Raw genomic sequence first — 26,527 nt, 5'->3', positions numbered from 1 at the left:
CCGCCGGGAACCCCCTGACGGCCCGTCCGCGCGGTACGGTCGGGCCATGTCCAGTGCCGCCTCCGGTGCCAGCGCACCCGAATCCCCCCGGTCCCCCGTCACCGCGGACGACGTGGACCGCGCCGTACAGCTCGCCGTGGGCGTCCTTCGCGGGGCGCCCACGGCCGGCGACTGGGACGCCCCGGCCGGGTCCCTCACCTGGGACTGCTGGGAGACCGCCGAGCACCTCGCCGACGACCTCTTCGCCTACGCCGTCCAACTGGGCCCCCGGCAGCCGCCACTGACCGGCGAGGTGCCCTTCGTCTGGGAACGCCGCAGCCCCGCCGGCCCCGCGAACGCCGTGCACGCCGACCGGGCGGCCGGCCCCGAGGGCACCCTGCAGGTGCTGGAGGCGTGCGGCGCGCTGCTGGTCGCCATGGTGCGCACCGCGCCGGCCGAGGTCCGCGCCTACCACGGCTACGGGATCGCGGACCCGGAGGGCTTCGCCGCGATGGGCGTGGTGGAGACCCTGGTGCACACCCACGACCTGGCGGCGGGCCTGGGCCTGGTCTGGGCCCCGCCCCCCGAGCTCTGCGCCCGGGCCCTGGCCCGGTTGTTCCCCGACGTCCCCGGGGACGTCGACCCCTGGCCCGCCCTGCTCTGGGCCACCGGCCGGGCCGACCTGCCCGGCCGCGCCCGCCGGACCGGCTGGCGCTGGTACAGCAGCCCCCGCCCCGCGTAGCGCTTCGTCGGGGGCCGGCACCCCACCCGGTCGTGCCCGGGGCGGGGGTGCGCCCGGACGGGCGAGCTGGCGCGGCCGCCCCGGCTCGTGCGATCCGCAGTCAGCGGCGGGCCTCGTCCGGGGCCAGGAGGCCCAGGTCGACGGCGAAGGCGGAGAAGGCGGGTGACACCGTGCGCCAACTGCACAGCCGCGGGTCCGTCCAGAAGTCGCTGCCCACGACACGGGGGTCCGCCGGGTCGGTGCGGTAGTCCAGCGCCAGCGCGACGTCGTCCCCGGGGACGCGGTTCACCGCGATGAGGACCGCCTGCTCCACGTCCAGCCAGGGCAGTTCCACCGGCGTCGCGCGGGCGCTGCCGCGCGCCTCCCGGAAGAAGTCGTAGGACGGGTCGTCGGCGAACATGTCCATCGAACGGGACTCCCGCCCCATCGCCACCGCACCGGGCAGGAAGCTGAGCGGGCTCTCGAACCACGGCACGACCTCGGCCAGCGTGGCCTCACCCGGATGCCGCCACCGGCCCCGGCCGAGCAGGGAGGTCAGCAGCGCGGGCAGGGCCGGTCCACGAACCGTCACGTTCCCCATGCGGGACAGCGTCGCACAGCAGGGACTGCCGCCGGCCACCGCCCGGGATCCGGCGCGACCGGCGCACTCCGGCCGCAGCGACCTGCCGGCCTCACCAACCGTCCGGCCATCGACATATGGCGATCGTCGCTCTAAGCTCCTCGCATGACCGACCGTCAATTACAGGAGCCGACCAGGCTCGTACTCACCGCCCTGGCCGACGCCCCCCGGCACGGCTACGCGATCATCCAAGAGGTGCTGGCCATCTCGGGCGGCCACAGCCGCCTCAGCACCGGCACGCTCTACACCGCCCTGGACCGGCTGCTCCAGCAGGGCCTGGTGCGGATCGAGAGCGAGGAGGTGGTCAGCGGACGGCTGCGCCGCACCTTCGCCCTGACCGGCCAGGGGCAGGACGTGCTGGCGCAGGAGGCCAGGCGCCTCAGGGCCGCCGCCGCCGAGGCCGAACGCCGGCTGGGCGCCCTGCGACCACGGCCGACGGGAGCGACCTCATGAACGACGTCACGACCGGCCCCGGCGCCCCGCGGCCGGGCCGTCTGCTGATCGGCCTCTACCCCGCCCGGTACCGCTCCGCGCACGGCGACGACATCTGCAGCACCTTCGCCGAGGCCACCGAGGGCCGGCCACGGCGTGCGGTGCTCCGGGAGTACCGCGACCTCGCCACCCATGCCCTGCGGCTGCGGCTGCGGATCGGCCCCACCGACCCGGCCGGTCGCGTCCTGGCCGGTGCGGCACCGGTCGCGCTCGCGCTCGCGGCCGGCTGCGCCCTGGTCGTCCTGCTGCCCGAGCTGCGCGAGCTGGTCCACCGGATCCGGTACCCCTACCCGAACCTCGGCCTCGGCTACGCCGTGCTGACCGCGGTCTTCCAGGTGGCCCTCACCGTGCCGTGGCTGCTCGCCCTCGGGATCGCCGTGACCGGCCGTTGGCGGGCCGCCCGGATCGTGGGGGTGGCGGCCGCCCTGCTCGGTGCCGGCGTGCTGAGCCTGGGCGGGCTGTACCCGTACATGGCGGGGCAGATGGCCGGCACGGCCCTGGTCGGCACGGTGGTGCTGCTCGCACCGGCCGGACTGGTGGACGTCTCGCAGCGGGGTCGGTGGGAGATGGCCGGACTCGCGCTCGCCGTCGCCGTCCCCATGATCGCGGCCGGTCGGTACGCGGCCCAGTACATGCCGCTGACCATGCTGGGCCTGCTGCCGATCTGGCTCGGCACGGTGACGGCGCCGGTCCTGCTGAGCCGGCTGTCCGGCCGCCGGACCGACCTGCTCCGGGCCGTGGGCGTCGGGCTCGGGACACTGCCCTGGCTGATGCCCCTCATCACGGTCGCCGCCTTCGACCCGCCGGCGCGTCTGCGCCCCTTGCTCGAGTACGCGGGAGCCTGTGCGGCCCCGCTCGGCACGGCCCTGGCGGTGGCCGGGGCGGTCCGGCTCGCCCGCCGGGTCCGGACCACCGGCCCCTCCGACCCGGCCTGACCTCGGCCCGGGGCGCTCGCGTCCACGTCCGCCCCCTCCCCTCTCCCGAACGCCGGGTGAAGGGGAGGGGGCGGGCGTACGTGTGCGCGGGCGCCCCGGCCAGCACGCCCCCGGGCCCGCGCCGCCCGCCCCCACGCGTCAGCCGGCCAGGAAGTCCTCCAGCGCGGCCGCGAACGCGACCGGCACCTCGTACATCGGGTAGTGGCCGGAGCCCGCCAGCGTCTCCAGTTCCGCGTCCGGGTAGTGGGCCAGCCAGGTGGCCCGCATCACGGGCTCGCCCAGCGCCACGTCGTGCTCGCCCACGAAGACCTTCACGGGCAGCCTGCTGCCGGCCACCTTGGCGGCGAAGTCCAGCGTGGTCCAGTCGGCCAGGTAGGCCGCGAAGGCCTCCTTGCGGCTGGTCGCCAGGGACTGCGCGGTCATCCGGTCCAGCCAGACCGCGCCCGCCCGGTTGCCGGTGACCAGGTCGAGGATGGCCCGCCGGTTGGCCGGCCGCTCGGCGGCCCCGTGGAACAGGTCGTGGGCGTCGCCCTCCAGGGGGTACGCGGAGGCCGGCACTGGCGCGACGCCGACCAGCTTGCGCACCCGGTGCGGCGCCTCGGCCAGCACCCGCTGCGCCGCCTTGCCGCCCATCGAGTGCCCGACCAGCGAGAACCGCTCCCAGCCGAGCCGGTCCGCGAGCGCCAGGACGTCCCCGGCGATCTCGGCCAGCGTGTAGTCGCCGGCCACGTCCGCCCGCTCGCCGTACCCCCGGTAGTCGAGGAAGGCGTAGCTGAAGGCGGAGCCGTCCAGGTAGTCCAGGAACGGGCCCCAGCCCGCGCTGGTGCCGAACCAGTCGTGCAGGACGACGACCCGGTTCGGTCCGGTGCCGACGAGGCGGTGATCGACCGTCATGAGGCTTTTCCTCCGGTGGTGGTGGAGTGGGCTTGCCGCAGGGACCTCTCCCCCGCGGCGGCCCGCACCAACCGCCCGTCGTCGCCGGACGTACCGGCGGCACGACGGAACGTCACCACCGTCGCCACACCCGGCCGCCCACCACGCGGCCCCCGGCCGCCCGGCCGTCACAGGGACAGCAGAACGGGCGGACGGACGGGCGGACGCTCAGACCGCCGCGGCGACGACCGGCCGGCGGGCACCGATCCGCGCGGCGAACTGGGCCAGGGTGACCAGGACGGCGCCGAGCACGCCGGCCACCGCGAAGGCGGTGAAGCCCAGGTCCTGCCGGCCCCCCGCGACCAGGCTGCCCGCCAGCGAGGGCCCGACCACCGCGCCGAACCGGCCGACCCCGGTGACCCAGCCGAGGCCGGTGGCCCGCTTGTCCGAGCTGTAGATCGCGTTGGCGGCGGCGTAGACCATCGTCTGGGCGCTGAACAGCCAGACGCCGGTGACACCGACCATCACATAGGTGGCGGCCAGCGGCAGATGGGAGTTGAGCAGCACCACGCCGACGGCGGTGAAGGCGAAGAACAGACCGGAGATCCTGGCCGGGCCGAAGCGGTCGGCGATCCGGCCGGCGAACAGCATCCCGACGATCCCGCCCGCGTTGACCACCAGCAGGAAGGTCACCGAGTCGGTCAGGCCGTACCCCGAGGCACGCATCAGCTGCGGAAGCCAGGTGCTGACCCCGTAGACCAGCAGCAGCCCGCAGAAGGACGCCGCCCACAGCAGCGGCGTGGCCCAGCGGAACCCCGGGCCGAACAGCGCCAGGATCGACTCCCAGCGGCCCTTGGCACCGGTCGCCCGCGACTCGGGCGCCACCGGTCGGGCCAGCCCGTAGCGGTCGGCCACCGCGTCCGCCTCGGCGCGACGGCCGCCCGCCAGCAGCGCCGCCGGCGACTCGGGCAGGAAGCGCAGCAGCAGCGGCACCGCCACCAGGGCAGGGGCGGCACCCGCCGCGAACACCCAGCGCCAGCCGTGCGAGGGCGCGATCGACAGGCCCAGACCGGTGGCCGCCATCCCGCCCGAGTGGTACGAGGTCATCAGCACGCCGGTGGCCAGCGCGACCTTCCCCTTGGGCGCGAACTCCATCACCATCGCCAGGCAGAGCGGCATCAGCCCGCCGAGGCCGAGACCGGCCAGGAACCGGCCGGCCCCGAACATGGTCACGCCGTTCGCCAGCGCGCAGACCGCCGAGCCGGCGGAGAACAGCAGCACGCTGACGGTGAGCAGCGGGCGGCGCCCGAGCCAGTCCGTGACGCTGCCCGCGACGAGGGCGCCGATCAGCATCCCGAAGGTGGTCCAGCTGCCGATGGTGCCGGCCACGCCGGTGGTGAGGCCGAGGCCGTGGTCCTTGAGCATGTACGGCATCACGGCGCCGTAGATGTTGACGTCCATGCCGTCGAAGAAGACCGACAGCCAGCAGAGCGCGAGCACGGGAGCCACCACGCGGAAGCCGCCCGCCGCCGTGACGTCGGCTCTCGCACTGGTCTTGAGCTGGGAAGATGCCATCCGGCACGACCTCTCTCGGGTACGTGGCCGCACGCTGCAAGCGGCGCGCGCACCGCAGCGCGGGCCTCTGGGTGCCCGCTCACCACCAGAAGATGCCAAGGGCCGATATCGTCCGCGTTTCGCCGCGATTCCCCGGGCGCCGTCCGGCCCGCGAGGCGAGAATGGATCCATGGCGGCACGGCTCGGCGAGGTGAGCGCACCCGCCCGGGTGGCCGGGCCGGACGAGGGCGTCACCGTCGAGGAGCTCGCGCTGGCGGCCCGCAACCACGGGCTGCCGCTGGAGGCGCTGCGCTACGACGTCACCCCGCCCGGACTGCACTACGTGCTGACCCACTACGACATCCCCGCCACGGACGCCGACGGCTGGCGGCTGACCGTCGGCGGTGCGGTGCGCGAGCCGCTGGTACTGGACCTGGACGCCCTGCGGGCCCGGCCGGCGGTCACCCGGCGGGTCACCATGGAGTGCGCCGGCAACGGGCGGGCCCTGCTCTCCCCGCGCCCGGTGAGCCAGCCCTGGCTGGTCGAGGCGGTAGGCACGGCGGAGTGGACCGGGGTGCCGCTGCGACTGCTGCTGGCCGAGGCGGGCGTCCGGCCGGCGGCGGTGGAGGCGGTCTTCACCGGCGCCGACCACGGCGTCGAGCGCGGGGTCGAGCAGGACTACCGGCGCAGCCTCCCGCTGGCCGTGGCCACCGGTGACGATCCCGAGGTGCTGGTCGCGTACGCGATGAACGGCGCGCCGCTGCCGCCGCAGCACGGCCACCCGCTGCGGCTGGTCGTCCCGGGCTGGTACGGGATGGCGCACGTGAAGTGGCTGCGGGACGTCACGCTGGCCGACCGTCCGTTCACCGGCTTCCAGCAGGCGGTGGCCTACCGGCTCCGGCAGGCGTCCGAGGAGGCCGGCGAGCCGGTCACCCGGATCGCGCCCCGCGCCCTGCTGCTGCCGCCGGGCTTCCCGGACTTCATGTCCAGGGTCCGGGTGGTGCGGCCCGGCGAGGTTCGGCTGGAGGGCCGGGCGTGGTCCGGCCACGCCCCGGTGACGAGGGTGGAGGTGAGTGCGGACGGCGGCGGCAGCTGGCGGGAGGCCGAGCTGGACCCGCCGCAGGCCGGCCACCCGTGGGCCTGGCGGCACTGGCGGCACCGCTGGACGGCCGCCCCGGGCCGGCATGTGCTGAGCGCCCGGGCCACCGACGCCCGCGGCCGCACCCAGCCGCTCGAGCAGCCCTGGAACCGCGGCGGGTTCGCCGTCAACCTGGTGCAGCGGGTCGAGGTGCACTGCCTGGACGGCGCCGCCGGGGAGCCGGCGGGCCCCTGACGGCGCGGGTCTGTCGGTGGTCTCCCGCACCATGGCGGTATGAGACTTCCCCGCGTTCCCTGCCCGGTGTGCGGCCGCCCGATCGCCGTGGCGCCGGTCGAGGCGATCGGGCTGGGCGCCGTCGTCGACCACAAGCAGGAGTCCCGCCGGCTGGTGCTCTGCCCCGGGTCGATGCGGCGGGTGCCGCTGTCCTGGCCGCAGGGGCCGGGCGGGCAGGGCGCCCCGGGCGGGCCAACGGCCGTCCAGCAGGCGCTGTTCGAGTGACCCGTGCCCCGTGCCCCGTGGTCGTCCCGAACCGTCCCGGCCCCGTCGCGGGGCGGGCGGGATGGGACGGCGGGTCGGTGAAGGGCGCCCGGGTCAGCGCGGGGTGGTCTCGCCCAGCCAGCCGAGCGCGGCGACCTGGATACCGGCCTGGAAGCGGCTGCGCGCGTCCATCCGGACCATCAGGTCGGCCATCATCCGCCGGATGGTGCGAAGCGAGACGCCGAGGCGCTGGCCGGCCCGCTCGTCGGTGAGGCCCTCGGCGAGCAGGCGCAGCAGCTCGCGCTCCTGGGCGGTGAGCCCGTGCGGGCCGCGCTGGACGGGCTCGCCGAGCGGGCGGGCCTGGTCCCAGAGCTGCTCGAACAGGGCCCGCAGGGCGGCGATCACGCCCGGGCTGTGCAGCAGCACGGCGCCCTTGCGCGGATCCTCCGGGTCGATCGGCACGATGGCCGTGGCGTTGTCCACCAGGATCATCCGCAGCGGGAGGGTGGGCAGGGTGCGCACCGCGCCGCCGAGACCGTGCAGCCAGCGGGCGTACTGGACGGTGGCGGGGTCGTTGCGGACGCTGTCCTGGTAGACGGTGCGCATCCGGACGCCGCGCTCCAGGGTCTCCTGGTCCAGGGCCCGGCTGGCCTCCATCACCTGCGGCGGCTGCGGTCCGCCGGGGGCGAGCGAGAGCACCTCGACGGCGGCGTCGGAGGCGAGCTGGACCAGCCGGTCGCGGACGTCGCCCAGGCTGGAGATCAGCTCGATGCCCGACTGGTTGGCGGGTGCGTGGACGCTGGCGTACTCGGCGATCAGCCCGGCCATCGCGGCCCGGCTGCGTTCGATCTCCTGCTGGCGCCGGGCCGCTTCGGCCTCCTGGCGGGCGAGCAGGGTGGCCAGGCCGAGTTCGGGGTTGACCGCGCGCCAGCGGTCCTCGGCCCCCGTGGGTCTGGTGAGGGCCAGGTCGGCGAGGTGGTCGAGGGCGGCCCGTACCTCGGGCTCCGGTGCCTCCAACCGGTCGGCGATGCCCTGGGTGTCCAGCTCGGGGTGCAGGAGCATGGTCCGGTACACCGCTTCGCCGAACGGGTCGAGGCCGATCGGCTGAGGCCCGCTCAACAGTCCGCCACCAGAAGTGCGGGACACATCACACCCTCCCCGTGACCGGAATGCTACCGGTCGATCTGACTGGCGGTCAGCGTATCGTCACATCAGCGAACATAGAACAGTCTTGCGGACAATCGCGACGGTCCGATGGACGAACTGTGAAGAGGCCCTGACAGCGGGCCGACGACCGGGCGACACCCGCGCACCGCCTCCCCCGGGCCCCGGTGGCACCGCCCGTCACCCCCGTGCCACCCCCGGGACCGTCGTCGCGCCCCGCCCGGCGGCGCCGCGCGGGCGGCATCTTGCTGCCAGGCGGCGACCTGACACCACCCGCGACTCTACGAACAGCCGACGATCCGTCAGTCTTGCGGATGTGTATGCGATTCGCGTCCACCTGGAGACGACGGGCGGCAGGCCGCTGCCCGGGTCGCCGGGGGCGCCCGCGGTACGGGACGGACTGGAGCGAAGGCTCCGCGGGCCGGCCCGGCTCAGCCACGCACGGATCCTGGTGACGCCCGCGGCCGTCGACGCGATGGTGTTCGTGGCCGCCCGCACCCTGCTGGAGGCGGAGGACGGACTGCGCACCGCCTGGGCCGAACTCACCGACCCGGACGGGCCGCTCAGCGGCTGGCACCTTCTGCACTGCGAGGCCGACTCCCGGCTCGCCCTGGGCCTGCACGAGCTGCCCAGCCACCCCTGACCCACATCCGTGCAGGTCAGGGCCGTTCGAGCCACCCGCTCACGAGTCCGGACAGGGTGGCCGGAGCTGGCCTCAGGGTGTCACGGCACTCTGGTGCCAGCTCCAGGTGCTGACACGGACACCCCCCGACCGCCACTCTCATGGTGTCGGCAGGAACGACGGACCGGACACCGGGACAGCAGCCCCCCACAGGGGCCCGGAACCGACCATCCGCCCCCGCCGCCGCAGACCACCGCGCCCCGGAAGCAGCCCGGGGCACAGCCGAACGCGAGAGGATCGGGCACCCCCATGTCGCAGAAGGTCCGTTTCATCACGATTGTCGCCCTGGGTTTCAGCGTCCTGACCGGCACCGCCGCCACCGTCACCCTGGCCGGCCCGAGCCAGGCGCACGCCACCGTCCTCACCGCCGACGGCGCCACCGGCGGCACGCCCGCCACCGCCGGCCAGCCCGTCACGCCCGGCAACCAGCCCGCCGCCACCGCCACCCCGTCCCCGCTGCCCACCGGCCCGCAGGACACCTGGGGCTGGGGCTGATCGCACCGTCCCACCCGCTCGCCCGACACTTCAACGCCACCGAGGTAGCCGGATGACCACCCTCCTGGACCAACCCCTGTACCACCAGGCCACGGCCGCGGACCGCGGGACCGCCACGGTGAGCGTGCTGCTCGCCGACGGACACCAGCTGTTCCGCTCCGGGCTCGGCGCCCTGCTCGACCGGGAGGCCGACCTCGCCGTGGTCGCCGAGTCCCCGACCGCCGAGGAGGCCGCCGCCGAGGCCGCCAGGACCAGGCCGGCCGTCGCCGTCCTCGACCCGGACATGCCCGGGCCCGGCGGTCCGGCCACCGCCGCGATGATCCGCGAGCGGGCCCCGGGCACCGCGGTCCTCCTGCTCACCGCCCAGTCGCGGACCGCGGACCTGCAGCGGGCGGTCGCCGACGGGGTCGCCGGGGTCCTGCTCAAGGACGTACCGCCGGCCGCACTGATCGCCGCCGTCCGCGAACTGGCCCGGGGCGGACGGGTGTACGACCCCCGGTTGGTGATGGACGTGGTCCGGACGGGCGGGGTGCCGCTCACCCCGCGCGAGCTCACGGTGCTCGGGCACGTGGCCGACGGCGCCACCATCAACGAGGTCGCCGCCGCACTGTCGCTCTCCCCCGGGACGGTCCGCAACTACGTCTCGGCGGCGATCGCCAAGACCCGCAGCCGCAACCGCTGCGACGCGATCCGGATCGCCCGCGAACGCGGCTGGCTCTGAGGCGACCCGCCCGGATCCACCCGGACATGCCGGTGCCCCGCCACTCCACGGCGGGGCACCGGCATGTCCGCGGCACGCCACGTCCGGCGTGTCACGTCCTGTTCCGTCAATCGCGGTCCCGTCGGCCCGGCCGGGGTCAGACCTCCCGGGCCTGGGCCACCATGTCGGTGAACCGGTGCGCGGTGCGCGGCACGTCGGCCGGGCGGCTGCCGATCAGGAACTCGCCGACCGAGGACTCCGCCGTCCAGTCCAGGCCGAGCGCGCGCGCCGCCGCGTCGGTGTCGCCCGAGCCGAGCCCGCACGGCGCCAGCCCCATCGCCGTCGCGACCAGGTACAGCGTCTGGTACACCACGCCGACGTGCTTGAGCGTCAGCGCGTAGGCGATCTGGCTGTACTTCCAGGACAGCCGGCCGAACCGGGAGGTGACGGTCAGCAGGACCTGCGGGTCCACCGTGCAGCCGGTCGCTCGCCAGGCCGCCGTCATCAGCTCGCGGAACGCCGCCTCGTCGGCCGGGCCGGCGAACGGGCGCGGCCGCAGCCGGTGGGCCGCCGCGTCGTAGCGGTAGACGCCCGGCACCAGGCCGTCGCAGCGCACCACCGACAGGTAGACCTCCAGTTCGCCGGTCGCCCCGCCGGCCGGGTAGGGACGGTCCACGATGTCGTAGCCGTGCGGGTCGGACGGGTCCCCCGGGATGATCCGGCGGACCCTCGCCACCCGGTACAGCAGCTCGCCCAACTGGTCCAGGGTGACCGGGGTGTCGGCGTACGAGCGGACCGAGCGGCGGCCCTCCAGCACCTCGCTGAGCGCCGGGTCGCGGGCCAGCACCGCGTCCCAGTCGGGGACGGGCAGGTCGATGCCGGTGCCGTCCTCACGGGCGCCGGTGCCGGGGATCGCCGGCAACTGCTCGACCTCCGGATGGGCGAAGACACCGCCGCTCGGGTAGTCGTGCCGGCCGGGCCGGCTGCGGGCGTGGAACAGCAGGTCGTGGAAGTCCCAGAGCGGCGGCTCGCCGGTCGCGCCGTCGTCCAGGAACCCGGCGCCCGCCAGCAGCCCGGCCAGCGCCTGCCCGGCGGCCGGCCCGATCCCGGCCAGCAGCGCGGCCTCGGCCACCGAACGGGAGGCGGTCACCGCGGCGACGAACGCGCCCGCCGCCGGCTGGTGCAGGGTCAGCCGGAACGGCGCCGTCGGGGACTCCAGTACGCAGGCCCCGGCGTGCTCCTCCGGCAGCCGGCGCAGATAGGCGAAACGGGACAGCACCACGCTGGCGGGCGGGCGGACCACCCCGGGCAGTCCGGCCGAGCGGGCGATCGGCACCGCGCTCGCCAGCGGCTCGCCGAACGCGTCGGCGAGGGTGGTGGTGACCAGGTAGGGGAACCGCTGCAGCAGGTGGAACAACCTCCCGCTGCCCGCGAGTTCGTCGACGTCGAGGTGGCTGTGGGTGAGCGCGGCAAGCCGCTGGACGGTCTCGGAGCCGAGCGCGTGCACCCGCTGGCGGCCCCAGGGGTGGCTGAGCTCCAGGTCGTCACCCTGCGCGGTGACGACCACCTCGGGGCGCAGCCGCAGCAGCGTGCGCGGGGCCCCGCCCTCGGTGGCGAGGTCGGGAGGCAGCTGTTCGGTCACGGTCATCGGGTACCTCTTTCCGGGCTGGGCGGGCCGCCGCCGGCGGGGCGGCGGCCCGGCGCGTGGTCAGATGAAGATCGGGACGGGGTTGAGCTCCTCCTCCGGCGTCGGCGCGTCGAGCCAGCCGAGGGCCAGCGGCACGTCGTACAGCCGGCCGGGCGCGAAGCGGGCCCAGAAGTGCCGCATCCCGGGGACGATCACCTTCGCCACCGGCAGGCCGATGTCGGGGCGGGTCTGGTCGAGCACCAGGAACTCCATCCCCCGCTCCTCGACCAGGCGCTGGGCGAGGGCCACGTCCTCGGCGAGGTCGTCGCCGGCCAGCTTCGCCCAGCGGGCCGGGCCCGCCGGGCGGGCGGCGGGGTCGGGCAGCAGGTAGGGCTGGTTGGCCACGGTCGCCGTGGTCCACCACCGCTTCTGCTCCGGGTCGGCGCCCGCGTAGGTGACCCGGCCCTCGGCGTCGCCCGCGACCGGGCCGAGGAACTGGTTCATCTCGGTGAGCGCCCGGGTGAGGGCGATGTGCGGGTCGAGGTGCGCGCCGAAGGCGATCAGCACGTCCTCGGTGGGCTTGTCGGTCCGGCGGGAGAACGCGCCGACCACCGGGATGCCGAAGTCTGTGGTGAGGTCGAGCGCCCAGATCTCCCGGCGCAGCCCCCGGTAGACCTCGCGGAGCTGGTCGATGTACGGGTCGCCGAAGGCGTCCAGGTCGATCGCGGGCCGCTGCACCCGGTTGTACCACCAGAGGGCGACGGCGTCCCGCTCGACCAGCTCCAGGAAGCCCTGGAGGGTGGCGTCCTCGAAGGAGGTGCCGGCCGCGCAGCCGTTGGAGTCGCCGGCCGCGAAGAAGCCGTCCCGGTGCCGGTAGCCGTAGTAGAGGGACATGGTGGGCAGCCAGCGGGTGCGCTGCTGGGTGAGCGACCAGGCCGGCGACCAGTCGATCCGGTCGCTCTCGCGGAACCGCTCGGGGACGGTGTTGAACATCGACGGGCTGGCGTTCCAGCGGCCCCGCTCGGCGAACTGGCGCTCGCTGTAGAGGAGGCTGGCGGCGGGGTGGATCGCGGCGTCGCCCAGCTCGGCGAAGGTGGCCCGGCGCCGGGCCTCGTCGCCCTGGAAGACCCCGGAGTAGCGCTCCATCGCCTCGCCGAGGGCGCTGGCCCGGGCCTGGACGTCGGTGCGGCCCTTGCCGCAGCTGACCGAGCGCAGGCCGGTGCGCAGCTGGCGCAGGTCGCCGCTCTGCCGGGACAGGTTCTGCCCGGAGACGTACACCCGCAGGCCGGTGGGGGTGCGGGCGGCGGGCACCAGCGAGGTCACCACGCCGGTGACCGGGGAGAGCTGGGGGCGGTAGCGCTCCAGCATGTCCTCCGGCGAGGCGGAGCGGTGGCCGCCGTCGGCGGTGAAAACCTTGGGGCGGCTCTCGAACCGCACCGGGGCCAGCTGGCGCTCCGCCATGATGCCCTCGTCGCCGCAGGCCCCGCACTGCGGGCGGCGCACCAGGCGGTGGCGCTCGGTCTCCAGCAGGACGGTGTCCAGGGTGAGCACCACCGGCTCGGCCGGCCGGACCCCGGCCAGCCACTTGGCGGCCTCCAGGGCGGCGAGCTGGACGCCGGTGGCGAGGGTGGGTGCCAGGTGGGCGCCGGCGGTGCAGATCGGCTCGTCCTGGCCGAGCCGGTGCTGCAGGTAGCTGAGCGACTGCCGGTTGGCGGACAGGCGGTGCGAGAGGCAGTGCCAGCAGCCGGTGGCGGCGCTGTCGCCGGCCGGGCCGGGGACGAAGACCGGACCGACCCAGAGGATCGAGCCGACCGGGCGGGCCAGCAGCCAGGGGCGGCCGCTCTCCCGGGCCTGGCGGTCGCGCTCGGCGAGGCCGGGGTGCAGGTAGTCCTCGGTGAGGGCGACGGTGAACTCGGCGTCCGGGTCGGCGGTCACGCCGGCGGCGGCGAGCGCGGCGAGGAAGGGCCGCGGGTCCAGGTCGCCGTAGACCTCGACCCGGGCGCGGGCGGTGCGCAGCGCCCCGGTGGCGGCGTCGCCGTCCAGGCCGGCCATCTCGAAGTACGCGGCGCCGGCCCGGTCCTCGGGCCGGCCGGAGGGGGCCAGGTAGCCGCCGGCCAGCAGCCGGTCGACGGCGGTGGCCACCTTGTCGGCGGGGACGGTGCCGTGCAGGGCCTCGCCGATCTGCTCGGCGGTGCGGGTGCCGTCCAGCAGCGGGGCGAGGGCCTCGGCGAGCTTGCCGTCGACCACCGAGACACCGCGCTCGGAGACCAGGTAGACGGCCTCGCCGTCGACGACGTACGGGGTGTAGTGACGCTTGAAGCCGATCGTGGGTTTGTCGGACATGGCGGTCCCTCGGGTTCTGGTGCGGCGGTCAGCGCAGGGTGGCGAGCGGGGCGGTGGCGGGGTCGAGCAGGCGCAGCAGCAGCAGGCCGACGGCGGCCGAGCCGTCCAGCGCGCCGAGGTTGATCCGGTCGTCCGCGGCCCGGTCGGAGTACCAGCTGCCGGTGGCGTCGTGGCGGGCGATCAGCTCGCCGACCAGCAGGGCGGCGGCCTCCCGGCCGTCGTAGAACGGGCCGGGCAGGGCCGAGTCGGAGGCCTCGGGCAGGGTGTGCAGCAGCCCGGCCTCGGCGGCGGTGAGCGCCTCGCCGGCGGTGGCGACGAGGTCCCTGGTGGTCCGGCCGGTGATCTGCCGGGCCCCCACCGGCGGGGTGAGCGCGCCGAGTTCGGCGGGGTCGACGATGCCGGCGCCGAGCGCGACGGCGGTGTCCAGGCAGGCCAGACGCCCGGCCCGGGTGGCGGTGGCGAAGCGGTGGCCGCGCAGCCGCTCCCGGACGGCGTCGGCGCTGGCCAGCAGGGCGGGCGCCTCGGCGACCGTCCGGGCCAGGGCGGCGGCGACCGAGTCGGCACCGGACGGGACGAGGTCCAGGAAGCCGTTGTCGGCCTCGTTCTCGGCGTCGGCGCCCCGGTCGGCGATCAGGTGGTCGAGGGCGGTGGCGGCCAGGGTCCGGATGCCGTCCTCGGTGGGGGCGTGGCCGGGGCCGGTGGCCCGGCGCAGCCGGAGCAGGTTGAGCAGCAGCCCGGCGCTGCCGAGCGGGGTGTCCGGGTGCGGGGTGCGCACCGGACGGCCGGGCCGGGCCGGCGCGGCGGCCGCCACGCCGAGCGCGCCGGGCACCAGCGCCTGGGCGGAGGCGAGGAGTTCGGGCGAGCCGAGCAGGCTGCCGGCCCGGGCGAGGGCGTGGATGAGCGAGCCGGGTCCGGCGAAGCCGCCGGGGACGGGAGTGCCGCCGGCCAGCCGGGTGTCGGCGGCGAAGGCGAAGGCCCGCGGGGCGTCCGGGTCGATCAGCCGGGCCGCGGCGGTCAGGGTGCGGTGGGCGGCGCGGTGGAAGCGGGGCTCGCCGGTGGCGGCCCAGAGTTCGGCGAACAGCACGGCCAGGCCGGGGGTACCGGTGACCAGGTCGGCGCTGAGCACCTCGACCTGGCGCAGGCCGGTGCCGGGGTACCAGCTCTGGCCGAGCCAGCCGCTGCCGCGCCGGTCGGCGAGGATCCGGTCGCCGATCCGCACCGCGTGGTCGAGCAGGTCCGCGCCGGTGGGCACGGTGGCCCGGGCGGTGCGGGCGGCGGCGGGGGCGGGGCGTTCGCTGCCGGCCCGGGCCGCGTCCACGCAGCCGCTGAGGACGGCCAGGTGCGCGTCCAGGTCGAAGTCGTCGAGCTCGGCGACCCGCTGCTGCAGGCGCTGCCAGCCGGTGCCGCGGAAGTGGCCGGGGATCTCCCGGCCGTCGGCGGTGAAGACCGAGGAGGAGGAGGTCAGCGAGCGGAAGAACGGGATGTCCAGCAGCCGGAAGGAGTCGAGTTCGGCGAGCACCACCTCCAGCAGGTCACCGCGGTCGCCGTCGCCGGCCAGGGCGGTGGTGGCGCCCTGCAGCGCGCCGGCGATCACCGTCTCGCGGGTCGCGCCGCTGTCCAGCGCGAGCGGGCTGGTCGAGGCCGAGAGGATCTTGTAACCGTCCCAGGTGTGGCGCCAGATGTAGCGCACCCAGATCCCCCGGAAGGCCGCCAACGGGCCATCGGGAGATGCGAGTTCCCCGCGCAGCCGGTGCAGCGCCCGGTGCATCTCGCGGTAGCCCTCGACGACCTCGTCGGTGTACTCCCACGGGTCGGCGGCCTCGGTGGCACCGGCCTCGGTGCGCAGCACCGGGCGGTAGGGCGGCAGCGGCAGGGCGGGCACCCCGGGGGCGACCTCCAGGCCACCGATCCGGGACAGGCAGCCGATGTCCAGGGCGTGCTTCTGCTTGGCCGGGGTCCAGGGCTGGAAGGCCATCGCGGTCCGCACCACGGTGGACTCCAGGTCGTCCAGCAGGCCGTGGTGCTCGGGGCTGATCGCCGGCGGCGTCTGCACCCGCGGGTAAAGCAGGCACTCCAGGTCGATCAGCGCCGGGTGCTCGCCGTCCGCGAGCAGGTTGTCGGCCCACAGGTCGCGGCCCTCCAGCAGCTGCACCAGCCGGACGGTCATGCCGAGCCGGCGGTAGAACCGGGCGAAGCCGCCGCGGTCGGCCACCGGACGGTGCGGGACGAGCTCCTCCCAGCCGTAGTCGCTGTCGCAGTCGGCGGCCAGCGAGGCGGCGTGGCCGTCGTCCCCGCGGTCGCTGCGGACCAGCACCGTGCGCACCGGGAGGTCCAGCGACAGCTCGCCGTTGAGCCGGCGGACCAGGTCCAGGTAGGCGGTGGCGTGCCGCATGTCCTTCGGCTTGTAGACCACGGCCTGGCCGCCGGCGAAGTGCAGCAGCGACACCGAGCGCCCGCCGGCGTGCCGGTCGCCCGCGTCGCCGCGGACCGACTCCAGCGCGCCCGGGTCCTCGCCCTGCCACATCCGCTCGACCAGCAGCGAGCGGTCGGCGGCGAGCCGGGCGAACAGCTCGGTCTGCACGTGCTGCCACTGCCGGCAGACCGTGCCGACCAGGTAGGCCAGCGCGGGCAGCCGCTCCAGCCGGGCCAGCCAGCCCTCCTGGGAGGTGTCCAGGCCGCCGGCGGTGTCCCAGTCGGTGGCGCGCGGGCGGCCGGTGGCGGCCTGCAGCTCGTGGCAGAACGAGAGGTTGCAGGCCTCGGTGAGCCGGGCGACCAGGGTGCCGGCCAGATCGGCGCGGGCCCGCTCGGAGACCGGGACGCCCAGGATGCCGCCGTTGCCGTGCGGCAGCAGCGCGTCGGCGGCCGCGGCGAAGGCGGCGGTGAGGGCGCCGGGCCCGGCCGTCCCGGGGCCGGCGGCGACCGGCAGCGTCCGCAGGAACGCGGCCAGCACCAGCGCCCAGCCGGGCAGCTTCGCCGGGTCGGCGAGGACGACGCCGCGCAGGCCCTCACCGAGCGGGCGGCCGGTTTCGGCGAAGTGCTCCAGCAGCACCGCGGCGCCGCCGTGCTGGCCGCCGGCCCGGCGCAGCCAGGTGTCGACCGCGGCGCCGCGGGCGCGGCGGTCCTCGTCCGGGTCGGGGGCGAAGAAGGCGCTGCCGTCCGGGCGGGCGGCGGCCCGTTCGTCGAACGGGGCGGCGGCGGCGACCAGGGCGCGCAGCCGCTCGTCGCCGCGGGCCGGGCCGGGCAGCAGCCGCTCGGCGGCGGGGACCGGTTCGTCGGTGCCGGGGTGGCCGTCGGCCGGGGCGGTGGCGCCGTCGACGGGGCGGAGCCAGGTCTGCAGGTCGAGCGGCATCTCACATCTCCTGGAGTCGGGCGAGTCGGGTGAACAGCGGGTCGTGGCCGAGTAGTTCGTCGTAGGTGCCGGCGGCCGTCAGTCGGCCGCCGGAGAGCACGTGGATACGGTCGGCGGTACGGATGGTGCTCAGTCGGTGGGCGATCACCACGCGGGTGCGGTCCAGTCCCGCGACGGCCTCGGCGACCCGCAGCTGGGTCGCGTTGTCCAGGGCGGAGGTGGCCTCGTCCAGCAGCAGGACGGCCGGCCGTCGGACCAGGGCACGCGCCAGCAGCAGGCGCTGCACCTGACCGCCCGAGAAGCCCTGGGCGTCCTCCCCGACCCGGGTGCCGAGACCGAGCGGCAGCCGGCGCAGCTCCTCGGCGATGCCGGCCAGTTCGGCGGCCTCCCAGACCTGGTCCTCGGTGACGTCGGTGTCGGTGCCGGCGAGGTTCTCCAGCAGCGAGCCGCGCAGCATCCGGCCGTGCTGCAGGACGGCGCCCAGCTGGCGCCGCACCAGCCGGGCGTCCAGCCCGGCCAGGTCCCGCCCGTCGTAGCGGACGGCACCGGACTCCGGCCGCTCGAAGCCGAGCAGCAGCCGCACCAGGGTGGACTTGCCGGCCCCGGACGGGCCGACCACGGCGACCAGCTCGCCCGGCCCGGCGTGCAGCGAGACGCCGTCGAGCGCGGGCGCGGCCGTTCCCGGGTAGCGGAAGGTCACCTGGTCCAGGGCGACCGCCCCGCGCAGCTCGCCGGGGTCGGTGAGCTGCTGCGGGCCGTCCACCGGCCGGATCTCGGCCAGGATCGGCCGGACCCGGTCCAGCACCGGTGCGATGCCGTAGGCACTGGCCGCGGCATGGGTGACCTGGCCGAGCGCCATGGCGACCTGGCCGGCCGCCACACCGGCCGCCATCAGGTGCCCGGAGGGTGTCGAACCGGCGGCCGTCGCCCCCGCCAGCAGGACCGCCAGCAGCAGCGGCTGGAGGGCGGCGGTGAGGGCGCCGGCGGCGGCGTCGGCCCGTTGGGCGGCGGCGTCGGCCCGCTTCTGTTCGGCGAACGGCACCGCCCACCGGGCGAAGGCCTGGATCTCCCGGCCCGCCGTCTGGATCTTGTCGATGCCGAGCAGCAGCCCGTACAGCACGCCGTGCAGCCGGCCGTGCAGTTCGAAAACCGTGCTCTCGTGGCGCTGGCGGCGGCGACCGAGCAGGAGCAGCGCCCCGGTCACCGCCAGCACGGCGAGCAGCAGCAGCCCGCCGAGCCAGGGATCCACCAGCAGCAGCACGGTGAGCCCGGAGGTGGCGAACACCGCCCCCAGCACCGCGCCGACCAGCACCTCGGACAGCGCCTGCCGGGCCTGGGCGACCGCGTTGGCACGATGCACCAGGTCACCCGTGGTGTAGTCGCGGAAGAACCGGGCGTCGTGACCGAGCAGACGGTCCCAGACGGCCGGTTCCAGCGCGCTCTGCACCCGCCCGGTGAGCCGGACGGCGGCGGTGTTGCGGACGATCACCAGCAACCAGGACGCCAGCACCGCGGAGCCCAGCAGCACCGCCAGCCAGCGGACCGGGTGCCGGTCCGCCGCCAGCAGGGCGGGCAGCAGCACCCCCGTGCTCAGCGGGATCAGCAGCCCGAGCAGCGCGGACACCAGGCCGGCCACCGCCAGCCGGCCCAGGTCCAGCCGGGCCCCCGGGACCGAGAGCACGAAGCGGGCGAGATCCGCCGGTGCCAGGTCCCCCGCGGGCAGCGGCCGGTAGAGCAGCAGCGCCCCCGTCCGCAGGGTGGCCGGGCCGGCCCCGGCCCCCGCCGGGTCGACCCGGCGGTGTCCGCCGCCCGGGCGCGGCACCAGGGCGACCGGGTGGCCGTCCTCCGCCGCGAACCCCACCATCGGGCCGGCCGTCCCGGCCGGATCCCCGCCGCCGTCCGCCCCCACGGGCAGCGTCACCGGGCGGTACCGCACCCCGGCCGACCGCAGCAGTACGGTCAGCGGGTCACGGGAGTTCCGCACGGCGGGCGGGAGTTCGGCCCCCTCCTGGCCTGCCTCGCCGGCCAGGCCCAGCGCCAGCAGCACGGCGCGGGCCTGCTCGGCCGGGTGCGAGGGGGCCGGCCGGGCGGCGGACGCCCGCCCCCGGCCGGCGTGCAGCGCGCCCACGGCGGCCGCCAGGGCCGATCGGTTGGCCTCGGCGGTGGCGGCGGCGGTCGTCGCCACCGGGGTCACCGGCCGGGTCGCCGTGGCGCTCATGCGTTCTCCTCCTTCTTCTGCTCGACGGGACGTACGGTCGGATCCGCCGCCGGCGCCCTCTCGGCCAGCAGCGTGCGGTACGGGCCGGGCACGGCGGCCAGTTCGGCCGGGGTGCCCTGCTGGACGATCCGCCCGCCCGCCAGTACCAGCACCCGGTCGGCGGCCTGGATGGTGCTGAGGCGGTGGGCCAGCACCAGGCAGGTGGTGCCCCGGCGCCGGAGGTTCTCGTTGACGGCGGCCTCGGTGTGCGCGTCCAGCGCGGAGGTGGCCTCGTCCAGGACCAGCAGGGCCGGGTCGAGGGCGAGCGCGCGGGCCAGTTCGAGCCGTTGGCGCTCCCCGCCGGAGAGGTTGCGGGCGTCCTCCTCGATCCGGCCGCCGTCCAACCCGCCCCGGCGGGCCACCAGTTCGGCGGCCTCGGCGTCGTCCAGCGCGCGCCGCAGGGCGTCCTCGCCGGCGGCCGGGTTCCAGAGCGTGAGGTTCTCCCGGACGGTGCCCTCGAAGAGCCTCAACTGCTGTTCCACGTAAGCGACCTGGCCGGTCACCACGGCACGGTGCCAGTCGTCGCGCGGCCGGCCGTCCAGCAGTACCTCGCCGCCCCACGGGCGCAGCACCCCGGCCGCGATCCTGGCCACCGTCGACTTGCCGCTGCCGCTGCCGCCCACCACGGCCACCCACTCCCCCGGACGGATCCGCAGCGAGATCCCGGAGAGTGCGGGCGGGCGGTTGGGGTCGTAGCCGAAGGAGACCTCCCGCAGCTCCAACTCGCCGGTCAGTCCGGCCTCCTGGTCACCGGATTCGGGATCCGGGGCGTCCAGGACGGGCGTCAGGTACGGGTCCGGCTCGGTGCTCTCGACATCCTCCAGCAGTGCGTTCTGCGCCCTGGCCATCGAGAACTCCGAACCTGTGCCGACCAGTTGCCCGACCGGCAGGAGGAACCCGTTCAGCAGCAACAGGAAGGCCAGCAGAGTGCCGGCCGACAGCGAGCCGCCGATCAGCAGCGAGGTGCCCGCCACCACCACCGTCGCGGTGGCCGCCGAGTTGAGCGCGCCGGGCAGCGACAGCGGCACGATCACCGCCGAGGTCACCCGCTGCCCGGTCTCCATCGCCCGGGCCTGCCAGCCCGCCCAGGAGCGGAAGAACGAGTCCTCCGCACCCTCCGCCTTCAGCGTCTCGATCGCCGACACCCCGGCGAAGGCCACCCCGTCGCGCTTGTACTGCTCGGCGTGCATCCGGTGCACCAGCCCGCCGCGCCGCCGCTCGGCGACCCGCAGGGCCAGCACGTCCAGCACCGCCACCACCACCGGCACGGCCGCCAGCCGCGGCTCCAGCCAGACCAGCGCGCTCAGGTGCACGGCGGCCGAGGCCACCGAAGCGGCGGCGCCGGCCGAGCGGTGCGACAGCAGCATGGCCAGGCCGTCGTTCATCTGGACCCGGGTCACCAGGCCGCCGAGCTGGCGGCGGTGGAAGAACGATCCGGGAAGTCTCAGCATCCGCCACAGGAACCCCGCCGAGGAGCGGGCCGCCATCGCCTCCAGCACCCGGTTGACCAGGCTCTGCTGGAGCCAGGTGCCGAGCAGCACGGTGGCGGCGACCACGGTGGCGGTCAGGGTGAGCGGCAGAGCCCAGGCGGTCGATCCGCCCAGCACCACCGAGGCCAGGTAGGCCCGGAGCAGGAAGGCCGCCGCGACGCCCGGCACCGCGAGCAGCACCGCGAGCAGCACCGCCAGCAGCAGCGGCCCGGCGAACGGGCGCATCCGCGCGGTCAGCGCCCGCAGCAGCGGGAACCGCCGGCCGCCCGGCTCGAAGTCCGGCCCGGGCTCGAAGCCGACCGCGATCCCGGCGAAGGAGTCCCAGAACTCCGCCGGGGTAGCCGAATAGGTGCCCAGCGAAGGGTCGTTGACGTGCACCCGGCCGCGCTTGACACCCTCGAAGACCGCGAAGTGCGGGCCGGTGACCAGCACCATCGACGGCACCGGCACCTGCTCCAGCCCGAGCAGCCGTCCCTCGCCCCGGACCACCCGGCGTCCCCGCGCCAGCAGCCCGTACCGGCCGGCCGCCCGGGCGACCGCCGCCGCGCTCACACCGTCCCGGCTCACCCCGCAGGACCGCGAGGCCTCGTGCAGGGTGACCCGGCGGCCGAACGCGCCGAGCACCACCGCGAGGCAGGCCGCGCCGCAGTCCTGCTCCTCCATCTGCGGCACCACCGGGGTGCGCAGGTAGCGGCGGGCCCGCGGGCGCCGGGTCCGGTTCGGCCGCTCCGGCGCCGATTCGCGCGCAGCCTCCCCGGTCTTCCCGGACTTCGCCGCCTTCTCCGCGGCGGCGGGCGCCACGGTCTCCCGTACGTCGAGGCTCACCGCTTGGCCCCCGTTCCGAACACGGCCTGGTACGGGTGGCGGGCCCCGAGGTCGACGGAGACCGTCAGCGGCACCGGCCCGGCCGACGGGCTGTCCGCGTCCGGCAGCAGGGCGTAGGCCGTCCACACCGGTGCGTCCCCGGTGGGCAGGCCGGGCAGCGGGACGGAGAAGCTCCCGGCCAGCGAGTCGGCCCGGGCCGGCAGCGGGTCCACAGCGGTGACGGTCGCCCGGACGACACCCTTCCCGGGGACCGGGACGAGCACCGTCCGGCCCGGCACCAGTTGGCCGGCCTGCTTGAGCGTGGTGGCGAACAGCCTCAGCGTCCGGGGCTGTTCGCCCGCGTCCAGCGAGGCGACGGCGGCGCCGGGCGCCAGCTCCGCGCCGGGCGCGGAGAGCAGCGAGGTGACCGTCCCGCCCTCGGGCGCCGGCACCGTCACCTCGGTCCCGTCGGCGGTCCGGAGCACCGCCAGCGGCTGGCCCCGGGTCACCAGCTGCCCGGGCCCGACCCGGTAGGCGAGCAGCGCGCCCGCACGGTCGGCCCGGACGGTCTGCGGCGCCTTGCCGTGCGCGAGCAGCGCGGGAAGGGCCAGGGTGTGCGGCAGCGTGCCGAACAGCGCCCAGCCGGTGCCCGCGCCGACCACCAGCAGCAGCGCGGCGGCGGCGGCCCACAGCCGTGCGCCGACCAGTCCGACCGGGCGGTCCAGCCCGGGTTCCAGGACGGCGGCGCCGCGGGGGGCGGACGCGGGTGCGGCGCTGCTGCTGGTGGTGCCGGCTGTGGCGGTGGCGGCGTCACCGGCCCGCGGGCCCGCCACCTCGGTCGATACGCTCACGCTCCTACCGCCGTCCGATCTCCGTCGCGGGCCCGGCGTGCCGTCCCTCGGTATGTCGTGCTCGGGTGTGTCCTGCGCGGATGTGTCCTGCGCGGATGTGTTCGGGCTCGGGGTGGCGCCGTCCGCCGGGCGGTCGCCCGGCAGGGCCTGCGCGGGCGGACGGCCCGGTCGCTTCCTGGTCGCCGCGCCGCTCATCCGCGCACCGCCCCGGCCAGTCCGGCGGGCTCCGCGAGGCGGTCCGCCCCGAAGGCCGCGCGCCCGGCGGGCTCCGGCCGGCCGTCGGCCCTGGGCGGGCAGCGCAACGGCAGCTCCCGCATCCCGCCGAAGACGAACTGGGTGCTCCACGGCACGGTGGCCGGCGTCAGCGGTGTGCCCAGCTCGCGGGTCTCCCCCGCCCGCGCCAGGCCGCGCAGCACGGCGGCGCCCGCCATCAGCGACAGCGGCGCGCCGAGGCAGTGGTGCGGACCGTGGCCGAACGCCAGATGGCGCAGCTCGGCCCGGTCCGGGTCGAAACGGTCCGGCTCGGCGAACCGGCGCGGGTCGCGGTTGGCCGCCGCGTAGAGCAGCAGCGCCACCCGGCCGGCCGGGATCACCGTGCCGCCCACGGCGACCTCCGCGGTCAGGGCGCGGGCGCTGGCGCGCACCGGGCTGCCGAGCCGCTGGGCCTCGTCGAACACCGCCTCCGCGCGCTCGGGCCGGGCCCGGAGCAGCTCGGCGAGGGCCGGCTCCCGCAGGAGCTGCCAGACCGCCACGGCCAGGCCGGAGGTCAGCGTCTCCAGCCCGTTGGCGAGCAGCATCACCACGAAGGCGAGCAGATCCTCGTGGTCCAGCCGGCCGTCGGCCCGGGCCACCGTCAGCCGGCTGATCAGGTCGTCGCCGGGGGCGGCCGCGCGGGCCGCGCAGAGCTCCTCCACGTAGTCGCGGAACTCCTCGAACTCGGCGTCCAGTTCGGCGATGCGCGCCGGGTCCGCCTGCTCGCCGAAGTCGTCGAGCAGGGAGCGGGCGACCAGCTTCGCCCAGCCGGTGACGCGGTCCTGCTCGGAGTCGGGGATGTCGAGGATGGCGCAGGAGACGGCCACCGGCAGCGGCACGGCGAGGTCGGCGACCACGTCGAAGGAGCCGGCCGCGAGCAGCGGGTCCAGCATCCGGCCGGCGGTGGACTCGATGCGGGCCCGCATCTGCTCCAGCCGGCGCGCGCTGAAGGCCGTGGTCGCCAGGCGCTTCAGCCGGGTGTGGTCGGCGCCGTCGCGCATCGGGAGCATCCGGTTGACGATCCGGGCGAGGGCGGTGGATCCGGCCCTGGGCAGGCCGACGGCGGTCGGGTCGACGGCCGTCCCGGGGTGCGTGAGGACGGTGATGATCTCCTGGTAGCCGGAGACCACGTGGACCCGGCCGAGGTCGAGCACCGGCGCCTCGGCCAGCAGCCGGCGGTAGAGCGCGGGTGGGTCCTGCTGCGCGGCGGGCTGCTGGATGAACCGCGCGAGCTCGTGCCGGAGGCTCTCCATGGCCCGGCTCTCCTTAACTACTGGTCTTCGGAAGGTTGTCGGCGACCCGCCCGACGGGGTCGATGCCCGGCGCCCGATCGGCCGGGACCCGCCCCGGTTCGGTGCGGAGGCGGAAACAGGGGTGCCGCGATGGCCCCGCCTTGACGGAACCACCGCGGCACAGGACCCGTTACTCCGCGGCGGTCTCGGCGGCCGCGTTGGACACGGAGGAGAAGCTGGAGACGGGGCAGGCGGCGCAGGCCAGCGAGCTGACGCTGATGCCACCGTTGACGGTGTCCAGCTCCTCGATCTCGATGTCGAACTGCTCGTTCGAGGTGATCTCGTTGTCGGCCATGATGGTCTCCCTCCGGGTGAGGCGCCGGCCCCGGCGGGGCTGGTCACCTTCGGCGCCATTTCGCTTTCCGGCTTTTTCTCCGGCTCGCTGGTGGCGATGAGAAAACTATGCACCCGGGGCACAGGAGTTCGTCAGTACGGGATGTCAGGAATTCACCTCTACAAAATGCCACACCCTGATCCATGACATTTTGAACCCCCTCTGACATGCACTGATGCCCTCTCTTGCGTTCACCGGTGGGCGCAGGTCACGCTGTATTCCATGACACTCACCACAGGCCCGGGAATTCCCGGGACACCGGCCGTGGAGGTGCGGGACCTGCACCGCAGCTACGGCGAATACGAAGCCGTGCGGGGAATTTCCTTCACGGTCGCGCGGGGCGAGCTGTTCGCCCTGCTGGGGACCAACGGCGCCGGCAAGACGACCACCCTGGAGGTGCTGGAGGGGTACCGCCCGCCGAGCTCGGGCACCGTCCGGGTCCTGGGGACGGATCCGTACGCCCGGGGCACCCTGGTCCGGCGCCGGACCGGGGTGATGCTCCAGGAGGGCGGCTTCTTCAAGGAGTTGACCGTCGCGGAGACCGTCGACTCCTGGCGCTCCTTCCTGTCCGGGGCCCGGCCCGCCGCCGAGGTGCTCGGCCAGGTGGGGCTCACGGAACGGGCCGGCACCCGGGTCGCGCAGCTGTCCGGCGGCGAACGGCGCCGTCTGGACCTGGCGTTGGCGGTGCTGAACGCGCCGGAGCTGCTGTTCCTGGACGAGCCGACCACCGGCATGGACCCGGAGGCCCGCCGGATCACCTGGCGCCTGGTGCAGGACCTCCGGGCGGCCGGTACGACCGTCCTGCTGACCACCCACTACCTGGAGGAGGCCCAGCAGTTGGCCGACCGGGTGGCCATCATGGACCGGGGCCGGCTGGCCGCGGTCGGAACGGTCCAGGAGGTGCTCTCCGGGCACCGCACCCGGATCACCTTCCCCTTGCCGCCCGGCCTCACCGCCGCCCAACTCCCCACTGTGCTGGGCGAGTCACCGGTGGTCGAGGACGGCACGGTGGTCTACACGGCGGCCCGGACCGCGCCGGCCCTGGCCGTGCTGCACGGCTGGGCGGCGAGCAGGTCGGTGGAGCTGGACGGCATCGAGGCGCGCAACGCCTCCCTGGAGGACGTCTTCCTGGAGCTGGCACACGAGAGGGCGGGAACCCGATGAGCAGTGCGACCGACAGCAGCGTGATCCGCGGCGGGGCAGCCGGCGGGGCGACCGGCGGGACCGATGCGGCCGGCCCGACGGCCCGAGGGGCGGAGGAGCGCCCCGGCGCGTCCGCCGAACGGCACCGTGAACTCGGCTGGCCGCAGTACGCGCGCGGGCAGTTCCTGCTCTCCTGGCGGGTGTTCTGGCGCAACCGGCGCTCCACGTTCATCGGCTTCCTGCTGCCGGTGCTGCTGAACCTGGTGGTGGCGGCGCCGCTGCGGGACAAGGAGATCGGCGGGGTGAACGCGGCGGCGTACAGCACCGTCGGGTTCATCGGCTTCGCGCTGGTGACCTCGTTCATCAACCTGCTCAACGGCGTCGTCGCCCGCCGCGACGACCTGGTGCTCAAGCGGCTGCGCGGCACCGAGGTCCCGGCGACGGCGATCTTCGCCGGGCAGTTCGGCGCGGCCGGCGCGGTGGTGCTGCTGCAGGTCCTGCTGCTGGGCGGCCTCTCGGTGGGGTGGTTCGGGGCGCCGCTGCCGGCCGACCCGCTGCTGTTCGTGGTCACGCTGGTGGCCGGCTACCTGCTCTTCGCGGTGCTGGCGGTGGCGCTCTCCGGGCTGACCCCGAGCGCCGAGGCGGCGCCGATGGTCGCCACCCCGGTGCTACTGGTCTGCATGTTCGCCAGCGGCGTGGTGGCGCCGCTCAGCTCGATGCCGCAGTGGCTGCAGGGGCCGGCCCACAACCTGCCGCTGGCACCGGTGGTGGAGACGCTGCGGACGGCCTGGTTCGGCCGCCCGTTCGGCGCCGAGAGCTGGTCGGGCGGCGCGCCGGCGCGGATCGACCTGCTGCACGGCTGGCAGCACGCGGCCGGCTCGCTGCTGCTGGTCGCGGCCTGGACGGCCGGGGCGGCGGTGCTGGGGCGGCGGCTGTTCCGCTGGGAGCCGCGCCACGGATGAGACCCACGGCCG

The 26,527-nt window shown here is 75.7% G+C and carries 22 protein-coding genes; 10 read left to right on the top strand and 12 right to left on the bottom strand.

Annotated features, from left to right (window positions below; all coding sequences use genetic code 11):
• Positions 1–46: 46 nt before the first annotated feature.
• On the top strand, positions 47–721 hold the full coding sequence (locus J2S46_RS30115) for a hypothetical protein (protein ID WP_191291251.1): 675 nt from the start codon (positions 47–49) through the stop codon (positions 719–721).
• A gap of 100 nt (positions 722–821) precedes the next feature.
• Here J2S46_RS30115 and J2S46_RS30110 read toward each other — a convergent pair whose 3' ends face one another.
• A complete protein-coding gene (locus tag J2S46_RS30110; protein WP_191291334.1) occupies positions 822–1,301 on the bottom strand; it encodes a hypothetical protein in 480 nt (159 codons plus the stop codon).
• Positions 1,302–1,445: 144 nt separating this feature from the next.
• On the opposite strand from J2S46_RS30110, the gene J2S46_RS30105 reads away from it, so the two are divergent.
• Both J2S46_RS30105 and J2S46_RS30100 read left to right on the top strand, forming a co-directional pair.
• Positions 1,446–1,793, top strand: coding sequence for a PadR family transcriptional regulator (locus J2S46_RS30105; RefSeq protein WP_191291252.1), 348 nt, complete (start codon positions 1,446–1,448; stop codon positions 1,791–1,793).
• A complete protein-coding gene (locus J2S46_RS30100) occupies positions 1,790–2,767 on the top strand; it encodes a hypothetical protein (RefSeq protein WP_191291253.1) in 978 nt (325 codons plus the stop codon). The genes J2S46_RS30105 and J2S46_RS30100 overlap by 4 nt, the downstream gene beginning before the upstream one ends.
• A gap of 138 nt (positions 2,768–2,905) precedes the next feature.
• Here the strand turns inward: J2S46_RS30100 and J2S46_RS30095 are convergent, their stop codons facing one another.
• Both J2S46_RS30095 and J2S46_RS30090 read right to left on the bottom strand, forming a co-directional pair.
• The gene (locus J2S46_RS30095; RefSeq protein ID WP_191291254.1) at positions 2,906–3,661 is read right to left on the bottom strand and encodes an alpha/beta fold hydrolase; all 756 of its coding nucleotides are present in this window, start codon (positions 3,659–3,661) and stop codon (positions 2,906–2,908) included.
• A 207-nt stretch (positions 3,662–3,868) separates the two neighbouring features.
• Positions 3,869–5,215: an MFS transporter gene (locus tag J2S46_RS30090; protein WP_191291255.1), complete on the bottom strand. Its 1,347-nt coding sequence runs from the start codon at positions 5,213–5,215 to the stop codon at positions 3,869–3,871.
• Positions 5,216–5,384: 169 nt separating this feature from the next.
• On the opposite strand from J2S46_RS30090, the gene J2S46_RS30085 reads away from it, so the two are divergent.
• Together J2S46_RS30085 and J2S46_RS30080 are read left to right on the top strand one after the other, a co-directional pair.
• On the top strand, positions 5,385–6,527 hold the full coding sequence (locus J2S46_RS30085) for a sulfite oxidase (RefSeq protein ID WP_191291256.1): 1,143 nt from the start codon (positions 5,385–5,387) through the stop codon (positions 6,525–6,527).
• 39 nt (positions 6,528–6,566) lie between these two features.
• A complete protein-coding gene (locus J2S46_RS30080) occupies positions 6,567–6,791 on the top strand; it encodes a hypothetical protein (protein ID WP_191291257.1) in 225 nt (74 codons plus the stop codon).
• Positions 6,792–6,884: 93 nt separating this feature from the next.
• Here the strand turns inward: J2S46_RS30080 and J2S46_RS30075 are convergent, their stop codons facing one another.
• Entirely contained in the window at positions 6,885–7,889 is a 1,005-nt protein-coding gene (locus J2S46_RS30075) for a LuxR C-terminal-related transcriptional regulator (RefSeq protein ID WP_229912900.1), read from the bottom strand.
• Positions 7,890–8,250: 361 nt separating this feature from the next.
• On the opposite strand from J2S46_RS30075, the gene J2S46_RS30070 reads away from it, so the two are divergent.
• The 3 genes from J2S46_RS30070 to J2S46_RS30060 all read left to right on the top strand — a co-directional run bounded on the left by J2S46_RS30070 (position 8,251) and on the right by J2S46_RS30060 (position 9,832).
• Positions 8,251–8,577 carry a hypothetical protein gene (locus J2S46_RS30070; RefSeq protein WP_191291258.1) on the top strand — a complete coding sequence of 109 codons (327 nt, stop codon included), beginning with the start codon at positions 8,251–8,253 and terminating at the stop codon, positions 8,575–8,577.
• A 288-nt stretch (positions 8,578–8,865) separates the two neighbouring features.
• Positions 8,866–9,111, top strand: coding sequence for a hypothetical protein (locus J2S46_RS30065; RefSeq protein ID WP_073922856.1), 246 nt, complete (start codon positions 8,866–8,868; stop codon positions 9,109–9,111).
• A 52-nt stretch (positions 9,112–9,163) separates the two neighbouring features.
• On the top strand, positions 9,164–9,832 hold the full coding sequence (locus J2S46_RS30060; RefSeq protein WP_191291259.1) for a response regulator transcription factor: 669 nt from the start codon (positions 9,164–9,166) through the stop codon (positions 9,830–9,832).
• 136 nt (positions 9,833–9,968) lie between these two features.
• On the opposite strand, the gene J2S46_RS30055 is transcribed toward J2S46_RS30060, so the two are convergent.
• The 8 genes from J2S46_RS30055 to J2S46_RS30020 form a co-directional block, all read right to left on the bottom strand.
• Entirely contained in the window at positions 9,969–11,459 is a 1,491-nt protein-coding gene (locus J2S46_RS30055) for a SagB/ThcOx family dehydrogenase (RefSeq protein ID WP_191291260.1), read from the bottom strand.
• Between the two features lie 60 nt (positions 11,460–11,519).
• Positions 11,520–13,781, bottom strand: coding sequence for a TOMM precursor leader peptide-binding protein (locus J2S46_RS30050; RefSeq protein WP_191291261.1), 2,262 nt, complete (start codon positions 13,779–13,781; stop codon positions 11,520–11,522).
• Positions 13,782–13,809: 28 nt separating this feature from the next.
• Positions 13,810–17,130: a DUF4135 domain-containing protein gene (locus J2S46_RS30045; RefSeq protein ID WP_191291262.1), complete on the bottom strand. Its 3,321-nt coding sequence runs from the start codon at positions 17,128–17,130 to the stop codon at positions 13,810–13,812.
• A 1-nt stretch (position 17,131) separates the two neighbouring features.
• Positions 17,132–19,348, bottom strand: a complete 2,217-nt coding sequence (locus J2S46_RS30040; protein WP_307351721.1) for an ATP-binding cassette domain-containing protein — start codon at positions 19,346–19,348, stop codon at positions 17,132–17,134.
• Positions 19,345–21,702, bottom strand: coding sequence for an ATP-binding cassette domain-containing protein (locus J2S46_RS30035; protein ID WP_191291264.1), 2,358 nt, complete (start codon positions 21,700–21,702; stop codon positions 19,345–19,347). The genes J2S46_RS30040 and J2S46_RS30035 overlap by 4 nt, the downstream gene beginning before the upstream one ends.
• The gene (locus J2S46_RS30030; protein ID WP_191291265.1) at positions 21,699–22,532 is read right to left on the bottom strand and encodes a biotin/lipoyl-containing protein; all 834 of its coding nucleotides are present in this window, start codon (positions 22,530–22,532) and stop codon (positions 21,699–21,701) included. Before J2S46_RS30030 ends, J2S46_RS30035 begins: the two co-directional genes overlap by 4 nt.
• A 191-nt stretch (positions 22,533–22,723) precedes the next feature.
• A complete protein-coding gene (locus J2S46_RS30025; protein WP_191291266.1) occupies positions 22,724–24,037 on the bottom strand; it encodes a cytochrome P450 in 1,314 nt (437 codons plus the stop codon).
• Between the two features lie 169 nt (positions 24,038–24,206).
• Positions 24,207–24,371, bottom strand: a complete 165-nt coding sequence (locus J2S46_RS30020) for a hypothetical protein (RefSeq protein ID WP_190211860.1) — start codon at positions 24,369–24,371, stop codon at positions 24,207–24,209.
• Between the two features lie 261 nt (positions 24,372–24,632).
• Between J2S46_RS30020 and J2S46_RS30015 the strand changes: the two genes are divergently transcribed.
• Together J2S46_RS30015 and J2S46_RS30010 are read left to right on the top strand one after the other, a co-directional pair.
• Positions 24,633–25,574 carry an ABC transporter ATP-binding protein gene (locus tag J2S46_RS30015; RefSeq protein WP_191291267.1) on the top strand — a complete coding sequence of 314 codons (942 nt, stop codon included), beginning with the start codon at positions 24,633–24,635 and terminating at the stop codon, positions 25,572–25,574.
• Positions 25,571–26,515: an ABC transporter permease gene (locus tag J2S46_RS30010; RefSeq protein WP_191291268.1), complete on the top strand. Its 945-nt coding sequence runs from the start codon at positions 25,571–25,573 to the stop codon at positions 26,513–26,515. The genes J2S46_RS30015 and J2S46_RS30010 overlap by 4 nt, the downstream gene beginning before the upstream one ends.
• The last annotated feature ends 12 nt before the right edge of the window (positions 26,516–26,527 follow it).

This window comes from Kitasatospora herbaricolor (assembly GCF_030813695.1).
In the GTDB taxonomy this organism is placed as follows: Bacteria; Actinomycetota; Actinomycetes; order Streptomycetales; family Streptomycetaceae; genus Kitasatospora; species Kitasatospora herbaricolor.
This window is presented reverse-complemented; position numbering and strand designations above follow the sequence as displayed.

Coding starts and splice junctions, on each gene's coding strand:
- J2S46_RS30100 (WP_191291253.1), top strand. CDS start 1,790: ATGAACGACGTCACGACCGGCCCCGGCGCCCCGCGGCCGGGCCGTCTG.
- J2S46_RS30055 (WP_191291260.1), bottom strand. CDS start 11,459: ATGACCGTGACCGAACAGCTGCCTCCCGACCTCGCCACCGAGGGCGGG.
- J2S46_RS30050 (WP_191291261.1), bottom strand. CDS start 13,781: ATGTCCGACAAACCCACGATCGGCTTCAAGCGTCACTACACCCCGTAC.
- J2S46_RS30080 (WP_191291257.1), top strand. CDS start 6,567: ATGAGACTTCCCCGCGTTCCCTGCCCGGTGTGCGGCCGCCCGATCGCC.
- J2S46_RS30045 (WP_191291262.1), bottom strand. CDS start 17,130: ATGCCGCTCGACCTGCAGACCTGGCTCCGCCCCGTCGACGGCGCCACC.
- J2S46_RS30095 (WP_191291254.1), bottom strand. CDS start 3,661: ATGACGGTCGATCACCGCCTCGTCGGCACCGGACCGAACCGGGTCGTC.
- J2S46_RS30085 (WP_191291256.1), top strand. CDS start 5,385: ATGGCGGCACGGCTCGGCGAGGTGAGCGCACCCGCCCGGGTGGCCGGG.
- J2S46_RS30020 (WP_190211860.1), bottom strand. CDS start 24,371: ATGGCCGACAACGAGATCACCTCGAACGAGCAGTTCGACATCGAGATC.
- J2S46_RS30040 (WP_307351721.1), bottom strand. CDS start 19,348: ATGAGCGCCACGGCGACCCGGCCGGTGACCCCGGTGGCGACGACCGCC.
- J2S46_RS30010 (WP_191291268.1), top strand. CDS start 25,571: ATGAGCAGTGCGACCGACAGCAGCGTGATCCGCGGCGGGGCAGCCGGC.
- J2S46_RS30110 (WP_191291334.1), bottom strand. CDS start 1,301: ATGGGGAACGTGACGGTTCGTGGACCGGCCCTGCCCGCGCTGCTGACC.
- J2S46_RS30090 (WP_191291255.1), bottom strand. CDS start 5,215: ATGGCATCTTCCCAGCTCAAGACCAGTGCGAGAGCCGACGTCACGGCG.
- J2S46_RS30065 (WP_073922856.1), top strand. CDS start 8,866: ATGTCGCAGAAGGTCCGTTTCATCACGATTGTCGCCCTGGGTTTCAGC.
- J2S46_RS30025 (WP_191291266.1), bottom strand. CDS start 24,037: ATGGAGAGCCTCCGGCACGAGCTCGCGCGGTTCATCCAGCAGCCCGCC.
- J2S46_RS30115 (WP_191291251.1), top strand. CDS start 47: ATGTCCAGTGCCGCCTCCGGTGCCAGCGCACCCGAATCCCCCCGGTCC.
- J2S46_RS30015 (WP_191291267.1), top strand. CDS start 24,633: ATGACACTCACCACAGGCCCGGGAATTCCCGGGACACCGGCCGTGGAG.
- J2S46_RS30060 (WP_191291259.1), top strand. CDS start 9,164: ATGACCACCCTCCTGGACCAACCCCTGTACCACCAGGCCACGGCCGCG.
- J2S46_RS30105 (WP_191291252.1), top strand. CDS start 1,446: ATGACCGACCGTCAATTACAGGAGCCGACCAGGCTCGTACTCACCGCC.